Here is a 14,585-nt window from a genome sequence, read left to right on the forward strand (position 1 = left end):
GCTGGCGATCACGATACGAATTATCGGCCCGGCCTTCCGCGCGCGCTAAGCGGCCGGAAGGTCCGGGTTTTCGGCGCTCGACCTCAGAGCGCTTCCGCCACCACGATATTTCCAAGTCCGTTGCGCCCGTTTGCGAGGCGTAAAGCACGATCGCTAGAAGAGACGATTGCCAGACATGACCGATACAGCCGAAAAGATCGATTACTCCAAGACCCTCTATCTCCCCGAAACCGATTTCCCGATGCGCGCCGGCCTGCCGCAAAAGGAGCCGGAAACCGTCGCCCGCTGGCAGGAGATGGGCCTCTACAAGAAGCTGCGCGCATCCGCCGCCGGCCGCGAGAAATTCGTCCTCCACGACGGCCCTCCCTATGCCAACGGCAATATCCATATTGGCCACGCGCTGAACAAGATCCTCAAGGACGTCATCAACCGCTCGTTCCAGATGCGCGGCTTCGACGCCAACTACGTTCCCGGCTGGGATTGCCACGGCCTTCCGATCGAGTGGAAGATCGAGGAAGAGAATTACCGCGCCAAGGGTAAGGCCAAGCCTGATCTCAAGCAGGCCGAGGCGATGATCGAGTTCCGCAAGGAATGCCGCGCTTACGCTGAAAAGTGGATCAAGATCCAGGGCGACGAGTTCAAGCGCTTGGGCATCGAGGGCGATTTCGACAACCCGTATCTGACGATGAACTTCCACGCCGAAAGCCGCATCGCTGGCGAACTGTTGAAGATCGCTATGAGCGGCCAGCTCTATCGCGGCTCGAAGCCGATCATGTGGTCGGTGGTCGAGCGCACGGCGCTGGCGGAAGCCGAGGTCGAGTACCACGACGTCGAGAGCGACATGATCTGGGTGAAGTTCCCGGTCGTGGGTGGCGCCGGCGAGCTGGCCGATGCCCATGTCGTCATCTGGACGACAACGCCGTGGACGATCCCCGGCAACCGCGCCATCGCCTACTCGCCGAAGGTCGCCTACGGTCTCTATGAGGTCACGGCTGCTGAAAACGACTTCGGCCCGCAGTCTGGCGAGAAGCTGATCTTCGCCGACGCGCTGGCCGAAGAGTCCGCAAAGAAGGCCAAGCTCACCTTCAAGCGCCTGCGCGGCCTCTCTGCCGACGAGATGGCATCAATCACGACCGCCCACCCGCTCAAGGGCCTCGGCGGCGGCTATGAGTTCGACGTACCGCTGCTTGCCGGCGACCACGTCACCGATGACGCTGGTACCGGCTTCGTCCACACCGCCCCGTCGCATGGCCGCGAGGACTTCGAGGCCTGGATGTCCTCCGCCAAGGAGCTGGAAGCCAAGGGCATCGACACCCGCATCCCGTTCCCGGTTGACGACAGCGGCACCTATACCGCAGATGCCCCCGGCTTCGAAGGCGCCCGCGTCATGGACGACAACGGCAAGAAGGGCGATGCCAACGAGCGGGTTATCAAGACGCTGATCGAGCGCAACGCTCTCTTTGCCCGTGGCCGCCTGAAGCACTCCTATCCGCATTCCTGGCGCTCCAAGAAGCCGATCATCTTCCGCAACACGCCGCAGTGGTTCGTCTACATGGACAAGGACCTCAAGGACGGCACGACGCTGCGCACCCGTGCGCTGAACGCCATCGACGACACCCGTTTCGTACCCGCCGCCGGCCAGAACCGCCTGCGCGCCATGATCGAGCAGCGTCCGGACTGGGTGCTTTCGCGTCAGCGCGCATGGGGCGTTCCGATCTGCGTCTTCGCCGATGAGGACGGCAACGTCCTGCAGGACGAAGAGGTCAACAATCGCATCCTCGAAGCCTTCGACGTCGAAGGTGCCGATGCCTGGTTCGCCGAAGGCGCCAAGGATCGCTTCCTCGGCAACGGTCACGACCACGCCAAGTGGAACCAGGTCATGGACATCCTCGATGTCTGGTTCGACAGTGGCTCGACCCATACCTTTACGCTGGAAGACCGCCCGGACCTGAAGTGGCCGGCCGATCTCTATCTCGAAGGCTCCGACCAGCATCGCGGCTGGTTCCACTCGTCGCTGCTGGAATCGGCCGCTACCCGTGGCCGCGCGCCTTACAACGCCGTTCTTACCCATGGCTTCACCATGGACGAGAAGGGCGAGAAGATGTCGAAGTCCAAGGGCAATGTCACCTCGCCGCAGGAAATCATGAAGGATGCCGGCGCCGACATCCTGCGCCTCTGGGTCATGACCTCGGACTATGCTGACGACCTGCGCGTCGGCAAGACGATCATCCAGACCAATGTCGATGCCTACCGAAAGCTGCGCAACACCATCCGCTGGATGCTCGGCACGCTGGCGCACGACAAGGGCGAGACCTTCGAAGTCTCCGAAATGCCGGAGCTGGAGCAGCTGATGCTCCATCGCCTGGCCGAGCTCGACCAGCTGGTGCGCGAGAATTACGACGCCTTCGATTTCAAGAAGATCGCTCGCGCGCTGATCGACTTTGCCAATGTCGAGCTCTCGGCCTTCTACTTCGACGTCCGCAAGGATGCGCTCTATTGCGATGCGCCGTCGAGCCTGCGCCGCCGCGCCTCGTTGTATGTCATCCGCAACATCTTCGATTGCATGGTGACCTGGCTGGCTCCGATGCTGCCCTTCACCACCGAAGAAGCATGGCTGTCGCGCAACCCCGGTGCCGTCTCCGTCCATCTCGAGCAGTTCCCCGAGATTCCAGGCAACTGGAAGAACGAGGCGCTGGCCGATAAGTGGAAGAAGATCCGCGCCGTGCGTACGGTCGTTACTGGTGCTCTGGAAATCGAGCGCAAGGACAAGCGCATCGGCTCCTCGCTGGAAGCGGCTCCAGTCGTGCATATCGCCGATGCCGAGCTCCTGAAGGCGCTTGAAGGCCAGGATTTCGAGGAGATCTGCATCACCTCGGGCGTCGTCATCGAGGGCAATGAAGGCCCGTCCGACGCGTTCCGGCTTCCCGAAGTGGCCGGCGTCAGCGTCGAGCCGAAGCTTGCGGAAGGTGAGAAGTGCGCCCGCTCGTGGCGGATCACGACGGATGTGGGCTCCGATCCCGAGTATCCCGACGTTTCCGCCCGCGATGCTGCGGCATTGCGCGAACTTGCGGCATAAACCGAAGAAAGTTACCGGATGAATTGCGCTATCGCGGTTCATCCGGTAAAAGCTGCCTGAAATTGGCCGGATTTTTCCGTCACGGGGAGGGTGTCCGGTTGAGCATTGACTGCACCGGCATGGCTGGAAGGGTTTTCATGTTATCGAAGCGTTGGTTCCGTTTGGGCGCATGCCTGACTGTTGCGATGGCAGGCACTGCGATGATGTCGAGCTGCACGAGCGGCCCCCGCTACGGCACGGACAAGACGGCATTCGAGCAGCTGACCGATGACCTTGGCCAATCCACCTCGCTGACCGGCACTGAGCCCAAGAACAAGGGCGTGAAGTACAACCCGCGTCCGGGTCTCGTGGTTCCGAAGGCTGGCGACAAGGAAAACCTGGTCGCGCCGCAGCAATCGATCGCCAGCAAGGACAACCCGCAGTGGGTCGAATCGCCTGAGGAAACCCGCGCCCGCCTCGTCAAGGAAGCCGACGAGAACAGCGACAAGTCCGGCTACCAGTCGCCGCTCGCCAACAACGAGGTCGAAGGCGGTCGTCGCACGACGGAAGCCCAGGCCAAGGCCTTCCGCGAAGCCCGCGCCATCCAGAAGGGCGCCTATATCGACCAGCGCCGCTACATCTCCGACCCGCCGACCGAATACCGCCAGGTCGACGACCCCACCAAGCTCGACGATCTCGGCGAGCCTGAGCTGAAGAAGATGAAGAAGAAGAAAAAGGACGCCGCTGTCGCCGGCTCCGGCAAGCAGTGGTGGAACCTGCTGCAGTAAGGTTTCGGGCCGGGCGGTAGCGAAAGCTGCGTTTTCTAGACTTTGATTCTTCGTTACGGCAGTGATGCTGGCGTGGTTCCGTGCGGCACCCCCCTCTGTCCTGCCGGACATCTCCCCCACAAGGGGGGAGATCGACTCGCGGTTAAGGTCTACGCCAAGCACTTGAGGTGGAGCGAGCGGATGCTCCTAGCCAATCTCCCCACCTGTGGGGGAGATGCCCGGCAGGGCAGAGGGGGGTACCTCACGGTAAAACCTCCCCTGAGCGCGCGAAGCACCCCTAATCCCGCTTCCCCTGAAAGAACCCCCGCAAGATCTCCGCCGCCTGCACTTCGCTCATCCCGGAATACACCTCCGGCGCATGATGACACGTCGGCTGTACGTAAAACCGCACCCCGCTGTCCACCCCGCCACCCTTCGGATCTTCCGCCCCGTAATAGAGCCGGCGGATGCGCGCGAAGGAGATCGCGGCCGCGCACATCGTGCACGGTTCCAGCGTCACGTAGAGATCAGCACCCGTCAGTCGCTCCTGGCCGAGCGCCTCGCAGGCCATGCGGATGGCGGCGACTTCGGCATGCGCGGTGATGTCGTTGAGCTCGCGGGTGCGGTTGCCGGATGAAGCAATCACGGCTCCATCGAGGACGACGACCGCGCCGATCGGCACCTCGCCGCGCGCGCCTGCGGCACGCGCCTCCTCAAGCGCCAGCTCCATAAATTGATTTGTCTTCACGATCCGACAATTTCCACTTAACCGCAGGGGCGCGAACTGATAGAAGGCCCCAAAAGGCAGGCAAACAACAAATGACATTCAAAGACAAGCCAAAACGGCCGGGTGGCAAGCCATCCCCGCGCGATACCGGCGCGAAATCGGGTGAGAAGCCCGCAAGGAAGTTCGCAAAATCGGCTGACAAGGCGGATGCCGTGTCCGACGTGACGAGCGACAGCAAGGCGGAACGCATCTCCAAGGTGATGGCGCGCGCCGGCGTAGCCTCGCGCCGCGATATCGAGCGCATGATCCTCGATGGCCGCGTCACGCTGAACGGAAAGCCGCTGGATACGCCCGTCGTCAACGTCACGCTGACCGACAAGATCGAAGTCGACGGCATGCCGATCCGCGGCATCGAGCGTACGCGTCTGTGGCTCTACCACAAGCCGGCCGGCCTGGTGACCACCAATGCCGATCCGGAAGGCCGCCCGACCGTGTTCGACAACCTGCCGGATGATCTGCCGCGCGTCATGTCGATCGGCCGCCTCGACATCAACACCGAAGGTCTGCTGCTCTTGACCAACGACGGCGGCCTGGCGCGTGCGCTGGAGCTGCCGACGACCGGTTGGCTGCGCCGCTACCGCGTGCGCGCCCACGGCGAGATCGACCAAGAAGCGCTCGACAAGCTGAAGGACGGCATCGCCGTCGACGGCGTGCTCTACGGCGCCATCGAAGCGACGCTCGACAAGGTGCAGGGCTCCAACGTCTGGCTCACCATGGGCCTGCGTGAAGGCAAGAACCGCGAAATCAAGAACGTGCTCGGCGCGCTCGGTCTCGACGTCAACCGCCTGATCCGCATCTCCTACGGCCCGTTCCAGCTCGGCGATATCCCCGAGCGGGCGGTGATCGAAGTGCGTGGCCGCACCCTGCGCGACCAGCTCGGCCCGCGCCTGATCGAGGATGCCAAGGCCAATTTCGACGCGCCGATCTACAATGCGCCCGCAGTCACCGAGGAAGAAGAAGCCGACGCCAGGCCCGAGCGCCGCGAGCGCTCATGGAAGCCGGAAGACAAGCGCGAACGCGCGCTGAGCCGCCTCGACACCAAGCGCGATGATAAGCGCGACGACCGCCGTGGCGGCGATCGCGACCGTGGCCCGAGCCGTGGTGGCGACCGCAAGGACGAGGGCCCGAAGCGTCCGGCGCTCGGCAGCCGCCGCAACGCCAATGTCTGGATGGCGCCCGGCGCCCGTCCGCTCGGCGAAAAGGCAGCCGCCAAGGCCGAGAAGAACGCCCAGACCGCGCTTCGCCGCGGCGAAAAGCCTGGCCGTTCCAAGCCGCAGCCGACAAGCTACGACGAAGGTCCGCGCGTGCAGATCAATCGCGCCCGCGACGAAGAGGGCGAATGGATCCGCTCCAGCGATGTGAGCCGCGACGATGACCGCAAGCGCGGCGACCGTGGTGATCGCGGCTTCGGTGACCGTCCCCGTGGCGACCGCTCCTTCGGAGATCGCGGTGATCGCTCCGGCGGCGACCGCACGGCACGCGGCGACCGGCCTTATGGTGATCGCTCACCCCGTGGCGACCGCCCCTTTGGCGACAAGCCTCGCGGCGAGCGCAAGCCGCGCGAGGATGGCGACCGTCCGCGCTCCTTCGGCGACAGGCCAGCACGTAGTGATCGGCCGCGTGGCGATCGACCTTTCGGTGATCGTCCTCCCCGTGGTGACCGGCCAGCTGGCGACCGCCCATTCGCAGGAAAGCCTCGCGGCGACCAACGTCCGCGTGAAGACGGCGACGACCGTCCCCGTTCCTTCGGCGACCGCGCACCACGTGGCGATCGGCCTTTCGGCGATCGTCCCCCACGTGGTGATCGGCCGTTCGGCGACAAGCCGCGCCGTCCGCGCGAAGAGGGTGACGAGCGTCCCCGCGCCAATCGTTTCTCCGGCGAGGCTCGCTCCGAGCGTCCGGCCGGCGAACGTTCGTATGGCGACCGGCCCCGTGGTGAACGTCCGCAGGGTGATCGTCCCCAGGGCGAGCGCCCGCGCGGCAAGAGCTTTGGCGGCAAGCCCGGCGGCTCCAAGCCGGGTGCGAAGAGTTTTTCGGGCAAGCCTTCGGGCGATCGTCCCGGTGGCGGTGGCAAGCCCTCGGGCGGGCCGTCTCGTGGTGGACCAAAAGGCAAGGGAATAGGACGCGGTGCGGATCGTCGGCGGTGAGTTTCGCGGACGGTCGCTCGCCGTGCCTAAATCCAACGACATCCGGCCGACTGCCGACCGGACGCGTGAGAGCCTGTTCAATATTCTGAGCCATGCCTATCCGGAATGCGTCGATGGCACCCGGATACTCGATCTCTTTGCAGGCACCGGCGCCGTCGGTCTGGAAGCCGTCTCGCGCGGCTGTCGCCATGCGCTCTTCGTTGAAAACAGCGTCGAGGGCAGGGGCCTGCTCTGGGAAAACATCGATGCGCTCGGCCTGCACGGCAAGACGCGCATCCTGAGGCGCGACGCGACCGATCTTGGCAGCGTCGGCAACCTCGAGCCGTTCCAGTTCCTCTTCGCCGACCCGCCCTATGGCAAGGGTCTCGGCGAAAAGGCAATGGCCGCCGCCGCCAAGGGTGGTTGGCTGTTTCCGGGCGCGATTGCCGTGCTCGAGGAGCGCGCCGACGTTGCCGTTTCGGTCGATCCTTCCTATCTGTTCCTGGAAAGCCGGATTTTCGGCGATACCAGGGTGCATTTCTACCGCTACCAGCCGGAGTAGGTAGCGGCTATCGGGGGTAAAGGGTGACACAGCAGGCCGAAAAGACCAGTTCCGCGTTCCCTGCTCTCGAAGATGTCGCCTCCGGCGCGTCGCCGCGTATCGCGATTGCGTTCGGCGGCGGCGGCGCCCGCGGGCTTGCCCATATCCACGTTATCGAAACGCTCGATGAGCTCGGCATCCGCCCGGTGGCGATATCGGGCTCCTCGATCGGCGCCATCATGGGCGCCGGCATGGCGGCCGGCATGACCGGCGAGGCGATCCGCGAACACGCGCTGATGACCGTCGGCAACAAGACCGCCGTGGTGAGCCGCCTCTGGGGTCTGCGCCCGCAGACGGTGCGCGACGCGGTGGCGAACGGCGTGCGCATCGGCCAGTTCAACCTCGAGCGTATCCTCAAAGCATTTCTCCCGGCCGATCTCCCCGATCGCTTCGAGGACCTGCCGATCCCGATGACGGTGACCGCCACCGATTATTACGGCCAGCAGGAGGTGCTGGTGAGCGAGGGCCAGCTGTTTCCGGCGCTTGCGGCCTCTTCCGCCATCCCCGCTGTCTTCATGCCGGTCAGGTTGCATGGCCGGGTGATGATCGACGGCGGCATCAGCAATCCCGTTCCCTATGAGTGCCTTATGGACCGCGCCGATATCGTCATCGGCATCGATGTCGTCGGCGCGCCCGAGGGCGACGGCACCCATATCCCGAACCGCATGGAAAGCATCTTCGGCTCCGGCCAGCTGATGATGCAGACGGCGATTACCCTCAAACTCCGCATCCAGCCCCCCCACATCTTCCTCCGGCCCGCCGTCGGCCGCACCGGCGTCATGGACTTTCTGAAGGCCCGCGAAGTTCTGGCCATGTCTCAGGGCGTGAAGGACGAGCTGAAGTATGCGCTCGATGGGGCGATCGAGGCGCATGCGAGATCCGAGCGGCTGTGATAACGTCCGCTTAGGAGGGCGTCATGAGCAACGCGAACCCACCAATGCGTACAGTCACATTGAAAGCGTCCGACGACGTCTGGTCACTGATCGACCGCGCCGCGAAGGTACGTGGGCAGACAGGCGCCGAGTTCATAGTCGATGCCGCGCAGCGCGTCGCCGAGGATGCCCTTGCCGATTGCCCGGTCGCGTTGGTCTCGGCCTCAAGCTACGACCACTATCTCCAAATCTTGGATCAGCCGCCATGCAATGATGGTTTTCGACGGCTCATGCGCGTGGAAAAGCCCTGGCAGGGCTAAGCATCCGCCACCGCATCCCCCGTGCCCGCCAGCGGGTCCTGCGAGAAATCCATCGTCCGCTTCGGCTTGACCAGCGGTTCCGGCTTGACCGGTTGCGAGTAGAGCATGTCGCGGCCGGCCTGTAGTCCCTCGGTGACCTGCAGCACCAGCCGCTGCTCGTCGCGGCGGCGGATGTCTTCGCCGATCTCGTAGGCGGCGGCCTCGCTGATGCCGAGGGCTTCCAGCGTCCGCCGGCCGAAGAGCAAGCCTGATTCCAGCGTTTCGCGCAGCTCGTAGTCGACATTGAGGTTGCGCAGCGCGATCGAGTGGACGCGGTCGTAGGAGCGCACGAAGAGCTTGGCTTCGGGATAGTCGGCCTGCACCAGTTCGACGATCTTGTCGGTCACTTCCCGCTTCTGCGTGCAGACGACGACGATCTTGGCATGGTCGATGCCGGACGCCCGCAGCACGTCCTTGCGCGTGCCATCGCCGAAATAGATGCGAAAGCCAAAAGAGGAGGCTTGGCGGATACGATCGGCCGAGGTGTCGATGACGGTCACCGCGCGCCCGCCCGCAAGCAGGATCTGCGCCGCGATCTGGCCGAAACGCGAGAAGCCGATCATCAGCACGTCGGCGCCCGCACCCTCGAAGTCCTCTTCCAACGTCTCCTTCGTCTCGCCGCTCTCGAGCCTTTTGGCAAGCTTGGTGCCGATCGGCGTCAGCGCCATGGAGAGCGTCACGATGGCGATGAGAAGAGATGCCGTGCTCGATGGCATCAGCGACGAAGCGCCTGCCGTCGAAAACAGCACGAAGCCGAATTCCCCGCCCTGCGGCAGCAGGAAGGCGATGCGGATCGCGTCATTGTGATCGGAGCCGGTTACGCGGCAGAGCCCGTATATGATCAGGGCCTTCGCCGCCATGACGACAGGCACGGTGACGAGGATGACCAGCGCGTTGTCCCAGAGTACGTCGAGCTGCAGCGACAGGCCGACGGCGATGAAGAAGATGGCGAGAAGCACGCCGCGGAAGGGCTCGATATCCGCCTCGAGTTCGTGTCGATAGGAGGATTCCGCCAGCATCACGCCCGCCAGGAACGCCCCCATCGCCATCGATAGCCCGGCCATCTGCATCAGCGCTGCCGATCCCATGACGACGAAAAGGGCTGCCGCGATCATCGCCTCGCGCGCGCCGGTGCTGGCAATGATCTGGAACAGCGGCGTCAGCAGATAGCGCCCCATCACGATCATCGCGCCGACAGCGCCGATGGCGATCCCGAAATCGACGATCGGCGTGCCGTGGCCCTTGCCGGTGTCGAGAATGTTGATCAGCGCCAAAAGCGGCACGATGGCCAGATCCTGGAACAGGAGCATCGAGAAGGAGCGTTGGCCATATCGAGTGCTGACATCGCCGTCGTCCTCGAGGATCTGCATGGCGAAGGCGGTGGAAGACAGCGCCAGGCCAAAGCCGGCGATGATACTGCCGCGCCAGTCGAGCAGGCCGGAGAGATCGGCGAGCGCCGTTAGCACCAGCCCTGTCAGGATCACCTGCGCCGTCCCCAGTCCGAAGATGTCGCGCCGCATCTGCCAGAGACGGCTCGGCTTCAGCTCCAGCCCGATGATGAAAAGCAGGAACACCACGCCGAGTTCGGCGACGTTGAGGATCTGCTCTCCATCCGTCAGCCCGTGAAAGATTGGGCCGATCACCACGCCTGCGGCGAGATAGCCGAGCACCGTTCCAAGCCCCAGCCGCTTGAAGATCGGGGCCGAAACGACGGCGCCGCCGAGCAGCAGGATCGTTTCGGTGAAGAGGGCGTTGGGCTCGGACATCCGCTAAGCTTCTTTCAATGGTCATGGTTGCGCAAGCAGCGCGAAAAAGAATCGGCACCGTCGGCCTTGATGCTTTCCGTAGCGCACAATAAATGGAACGCGAAGGAAAGGCCAAACCATGTCCTCTGAAATTGATTCCTCGACGCTTCTCTCCCGCGCCAGCCAGCTGATCGATCTCGCCAGGAAGGCGGGCGCCGATGCCGCCGATGCGGTTGTCGTTCGCTCCCGTTCGCAGTCCGTCAGCGTGCGGCTCGGCAAGGTGGAGGAAACCGAATCCTCCGAGAGCGATGATTTCTCGCTGCGCGTCTTCGTCGGCAATCGTGTCGCCAGCGTCTCGGCCAATCCCGGCTTCGACATGTCGGTGCTCGCCGAGCGCGCGGTCGCCATGGCCAAGGTCTCGCCGGAAGATCCCTTCGCGTGTCTGGCGGATGAGAGCCGGCTCGCCAAATCCTATCCCGACCTGCAGTTGCTCGACAGCACCGAGGTCTCCGCCGACCAACTGCGCGAAGCAGCGCTCGCGACGGAAGCCGCCGGCCTTGCGGTCAATGGCGTGACCAATTCCTCTGGCGCCGGCGCTTCGGCCGGTCGCGGCGGCATGGTGCTCGTCACCTCGCACGGGTTTGAAGGCAGCTACATGGGCTCGCGCTTCGGCCGCTCCGTCAGCGTCATCGCCGGCGAGGGCACCGGCATGGAGCGCGATTACGATTTCGACAGCCGCATCTATTTCTCCGAACTGGACGATCCGGCCGAGATCGGCCGCCGCGCCGGCGAGCGCGCCGTCAAGCGCCTGAAGCCGCGCCAGGTCGATACCGGCAAGAACGTCACCGTGATCTTCGATCCACGTATCGCCCGCGGCTTCGTCGGCCACATCGCCGGCGCCATCAACGGTACGTCGGTCGCCCGCAAGACCAGCTTCCTGCGCGACAAGATGGGCGAGCAGGTGCTGAAATCGGGCCTGTCGATCACCGACGATCCGATGATCGTGCGCGGCCCGGCCTCGCGCCCCTTCGATGGTGAAGGTGTTTCCGGCGAGCGCATGGTGATGATCGAGGACGGCGTGCTGAAGCACTGGTTCCTCTCGACGTCGACCGCCCGCGAGATCGGCATGGAAACCAACGGCCGTGGCGTGCGCGGTGGCAATTCCGTGACCCCCGCCTCGACCAACTTGGCGCTCGAGCCCGGCGACATCTCGCCCGAGGACCTGATCCGCGGCGTCGGCAACGGCTTCTACGTCACCGAGCTGATCGGCCAGGGCGTCAACATGATCACCGGCGAATACAGCCGCGGCGCCACCGGTTTCTGGATCGAAAACGGTGAACTAACCTTCGCGGTTTCGGAAGTGACCATTGCATCGAACCTCAAGGAGATGTTCATGCGGGTAACGCCTGCCAACGATATCGACCGCAAGTACGGGGTAGCCGCCCCGACGATCGCGATCGAAGGAATGACGCTGGCCGGACGGTGATCGCGGGCTAAAGCGCGTCGCGATCTCTCAGATTCGCTCGTTGCGCTTTAGGTCTTTCTTTTACCGCATGTCGTCATCGCAAAACCGCTTCACACTTTTGCGCGACATGCTCTAGCCGCTGACGGATTGGAACTTGGGATGAGCGACATGGACAATGCCCGCTGGCAGAGCGATCTGGACCTGATCGCCGACGCTGCAAAGCGGGCGGGTGCCGTGGCGCTCAGCCATTTCAATCAGTCGCCGGAGGTCTGGTGGAAGAACGAGGGCCGCTCGCCGGTCAGCGCCGCCGATTTCGCCGCCAATGAAATCCTCGAAATGCTGCTGCGCGCCGCGAGGCCGGACTACGGCTGGCTGTCTGAGGAGACCGAGGACAGCGCCGATCGCCTGTCGCGCGACACGCTCTTCATCATCGATCCGATCGACGGCACGCGCGGCTTTCTCGCCGGCCAGAAGCTCTGGTGCGTCAGCGTCGCCGTCGTCCACAAGGGCAGGCCGGTGGCAGGCGTCCTCAACGCGCCGGCACTCGATGAACTCTATGAAGCGGTCGCTGGTGGCATCGCCTTGAAGAACGGCCTGCCGATCCGCGTATCGGAGCCGAAACCGCCCGTTCGCTTCGCCATTGCCGAGGATGTGCTGAACGGCTTTAAAGAGCCGCTGCGCAGCAGGATCGAGCGCGTCAAGCACGTGCCCTCGCTTGCCTATCGCGTCGCCATGGTGGCTGATGCGGCGATCGACGGCACCTTCGTGAAGCGCAATTCTCACGACTGGGATCTGGCCGCTGCCGATCTCATTCTGGAAAGGGCAGGCGGCCGTCTCGTTAATCTCGACGGAACGGCGCTGACCTATAACCGCGCGGATGTGAGACACGGCGAGCTTTGCGCCGGCTCTGAGCCGCTGTTGAATGAATTTCTATCCCCTATCGCCGCGCGCTGAGCGGTTGACGTTTCCGTCAAAATCCCTCAGATGAAACGGCGGAGGAGCAGATGAAGGAAGTAACTGAAATGACCAAGTCGGGTGAAAAGAAGCAACTGTTGCACCTCGTGTTTGGCGGCGAACTGGAAAGTCTCGATGACGTGCAGTTCCGCGACCTCTCTGGCCTCGATATCGTCGGCATCTTCCCTGATTACGCATCTGCATTGACGGCCTGGAAGTCCAAGGCGCAGTCGACCGTTGATAATGCCCACGTGCGCTATTTCATTGTCCATATGCACCGCTTGCTTGATCCCGAAGACAAGTCCGGCAAATAATTTTCGGCCCTTGCGGCCCTGTTTTACCCAGCCGCCTGTCATATCCAGGTACAGGGGCGGTTGTTGACGCATTCTGAACAAACTGATCGGTCATTTCGGCCGCAATGATATTTGGGAATGGGTTGATGTCGATCATCGTTGATCGGAGACGTGTTATATGAGCGGCCGCATGGCGCGTTTGGCGCTGGGCGCTTATCAGGCGGTTGGGACGTTGATCACGCCCTTCGTCGGCGGCTATCTGACCTATCGCGCTGCCAAGGGCAAGGAAGACAGGGCCCGGCGGCTCGAGCGCTCCGGTTACGCGAGTGCCGATCGCCCGGCCGGTCCGCTGGTCTGGTTTCACGCCGCGAGCGTCGGCGAGATGAATGCCGTCATTCCCCTGATCCGCGAGATCCGCCGCCGCGACGTTCACGTCATCTTGACCACAGGCACCGTGACCTCGGCCAAGCTCGCCGCCGAGCGTGTCGGCACTGAAGTCATCCACCAATATGTGCCGCTCGACCTCAAGCCCGCCGTCAGCCGCTTCCTCAATTACTGGCAACCCGACTGCGCGCTGATCGCCGAATCCGAGATCTGGCCGGCGACCGTCATGGAGCTCGGCCGCCGCCGCATCCCGCAGATCCTCGTCAACGCCCGCATGTCGGATCGCTCCTTCGCCCGCTGGACCCGCCGCCAGGCGCTGGCCGAGGCGCTGTTCGAGAATCTGGCGCTTGTCATCGCCCAGTCGGATGTCGATGCAGAGCGGTTCCGCGATCTGGGCGCCCGCCAGGTGCTGATGTCCGGCAATCTCAAGGTCGATACCGACGCGCCGTCTTACGATCCCGCCACCTTCGCCCGCTACCAGCAGCAGGTCGGCGACCGAAAGACATGGGCGGCAATCTCCACTTTCGATGGCGAGGAGAAGGCCGCCGGCATCGTTCACCGCACGCTGAAGGAGCGCAACGGCCAGCTGACGATCATCGTGCCGCGCCATCCCGAGCGCGCCGATGCGATCGAGGCCGAACTGGTCAAGCAGGGGCTGAAAGTCGCCCGCCGCACCCGCGACGATGCGCTGACGCCCGATATCGACGTTTTCCTCGGCGATACGATCGGCGAGATGGGGCTCTATCTGCGCATGACCGAGGTCGCCTTCGTCGGCCGCTCGCTGTTTGGCGAGGGTGGGCAGAACCCGCTGGAACCCGCCATGCTCGGCTGCGCGGTGCTGTCGGGCAGCAACGTCCAGAATTTCCGCGAGGCCTATCAGCGCCTCGCCCGCCGTGGCAGCGCCCGCATGGTGCGCGACACCGAGATGCTGGCCAAGGGCGTGCACTATTTGCTGACCAACGACCCGGCGCGCCGCAATATGATCGAGGCCGGAGCCGCCGCCGTGCAAGAAATGCGCGGTGCGCTGACGGCGACGATGAAGGGTCTCGAGCCCTACATCAACCCGCTGACGGTGAAGGCCAGACTGCTGCCGAAGACGGCGGCGCAACGCTAAAGCATGTCGCGCAAAAGTGCGAAGCGGTTTTGCGATAACGACATGCGGTAAAACAAACAGCTA

The 14,585-nt window shown here is 63.9% G+C and carries 12 protein-coding genes; 10 read left to right on the forward strand and 2 right to left on the reverse strand.

Going from position 1 to position 14,585, the window contains the following annotated elements:
- Positions 1 to 175 precede the first annotated feature (175 nt).
- On the forward strand, positions 176 to 3,076 hold the full coding sequence (gene ileS / locus ACCD05_RS18555; RefSeq protein ID WP_413394508.1) for an isoleucine--tRNA ligase: 2,901 nt from the start codon (positions 176 to 178) through the stop codon (positions 3,074 to 3,076).
- 137 nt (positions 3,077 to 3,213) lie between these two features.
- Positions 3,214 to 3,843, forward strand: a complete 630-nt coding sequence (locus ACCD05_RS18560; protein ID WP_413394510.1) for a hypothetical protein — start codon at positions 3,214 to 3,216, stop codon at positions 3,841 to 3,843.
- A 277-nt stretch (positions 3,844 to 4,120) separates the two neighbouring features.
- On the opposite strand, the gene ACCD05_RS18565 is transcribed toward ACCD05_RS18560, so the two are convergent.
- The gene (locus tag ACCD05_RS18565) at positions 4,121 to 4,552 is read right to left on the reverse strand and encodes a nucleoside deaminase (RefSeq protein ID WP_413394578.1); all 432 of its coding nucleotides are present in this window, start codon (positions 4,550 to 4,552) and stop codon (positions 4,121 to 4,123) included.
- 89 nt (positions 4,553 to 4,641) lie between these two features.
- On the opposite strand from ACCD05_RS18565, the gene ACCD05_RS18570 reads away from it, so the two are divergent.
- Genes ACCD05_RS18570 through ACCD05_RS18585 form a run of 4 tightly spaced genes read left to right on the forward strand, consistent with a single transcriptional unit; the run spans position 4,642 to position 8,528 of the window.
- Positions 4,642 to 6,756, forward strand: coding sequence for a pseudouridine synthase (locus ACCD05_RS18570; RefSeq protein WP_413394512.1), 2,115 nt, complete (start codon positions 4,642 to 4,644; stop codon positions 6,754 to 6,756).
- Entirely contained in the window at positions 6,737 to 7,297 is a 561-nt protein-coding gene (gene rsmD / locus ACCD05_RS18575; protein ID WP_018898585.1) for a 16S rRNA (guanine(966)-N(2))-methyltransferase RsmD, read from the forward strand. The genes ACCD05_RS18570 and rsmD overlap by 20 nt, the downstream gene beginning before the upstream one ends.
- A gap of 23 nt (positions 7,298 to 7,320) precedes the next feature.
- Positions 7,321 to 8,229 carry a patatin-like phospholipase family protein gene (locus ACCD05_RS18580; RefSeq protein WP_112944549.1) on the forward strand — a complete coding sequence of 303 codons (909 nt, stop codon included), beginning with the start codon at positions 7,321 to 7,323 and terminating at the stop codon, positions 8,227 to 8,229.
- Between the two features lie 23 nt (positions 8,230 to 8,252).
- Positions 8,253 to 8,528 (forward strand): DUF1778 domain-containing protein, encoded by a 276-nt coding sequence (locus tag ACCD05_RS18585; protein ID WP_413394514.1) that lies wholly within the window; start codon positions 8,253 to 8,255, stop codon positions 8,526 to 8,528.
- Here ACCD05_RS18585 and ACCD05_RS18590 read toward each other — a convergent pair.
- A complete protein-coding gene (locus ACCD05_RS18590; protein WP_413394516.1) occupies positions 8,525 to 10,333 on the reverse strand; it encodes a monovalent cation:proton antiporter-2 (CPA2) family protein in 1,809 nt (602 codons plus the stop codon). The genes ACCD05_RS18585 and ACCD05_RS18590 overlap by 4 nt on opposite strands.
- Before the next feature lie 118 nt (positions 10,334 to 10,451).
- Here ACCD05_RS18590 and ACCD05_RS18595 point away from each other — a divergent pair, with 118 nt between their 5' ends.
- From ACCD05_RS18595 to waaA, 4 genes are all read left to right on the forward strand, one after another.
- Positions 10,452 to 11,798: a TldD/PmbA family protein gene (locus tag ACCD05_RS18595; protein ID WP_413394518.1), complete on the forward strand. Its 1,347-nt coding sequence runs from the start codon at positions 10,452 to 10,454 to the stop codon at positions 11,796 to 11,798.
- A 138-nt stretch (positions 11,799 to 11,936) separates the two neighbouring features.
- A complete protein-coding gene (locus tag ACCD05_RS18600; protein WP_413394520.1) occupies positions 11,937 to 12,731 on the forward strand; it encodes a 3'(2'),5'-bisphosphate nucleotidase CysQ in 795 nt (264 codons plus the stop codon).
- Between the two features lie 68 nt (positions 12,732 to 12,799).
- Positions 12,800 to 13,045: a DUF4170 domain-containing protein gene (locus ACCD05_RS18605; RefSeq protein WP_413394580.1), complete on the forward strand. Its 246-nt coding sequence runs from the start codon at positions 12,800 to 12,802 to the stop codon at positions 13,043 to 13,045.
- A gap of 157 nt (positions 13,046 to 13,202) precedes the next feature.
- Complete coding sequence (gene waaA, locus ACCD05_RS18610; RefSeq protein ID WP_047508127.1) at positions 13,203 to 14,522, forward strand: lipid IV(A) 3-deoxy-D-manno-octulosonic acid transferase; 1,320 nt, start codon at positions 13,203 to 13,205, stop codon at positions 14,520 to 14,522.
- Positions 14,523 to 14,585: the final 63 nt, after the last annotated feature.

Origin of the sequence: Rhizobium sp. Rhizsp42 (assembly GCF_047304155.1) — a bacterium.
Lineage (GTDB): Bacteria > Pseudomonadota > Alphaproteobacteria > Rhizobiales > Rhizobiaceae > Rhizobium.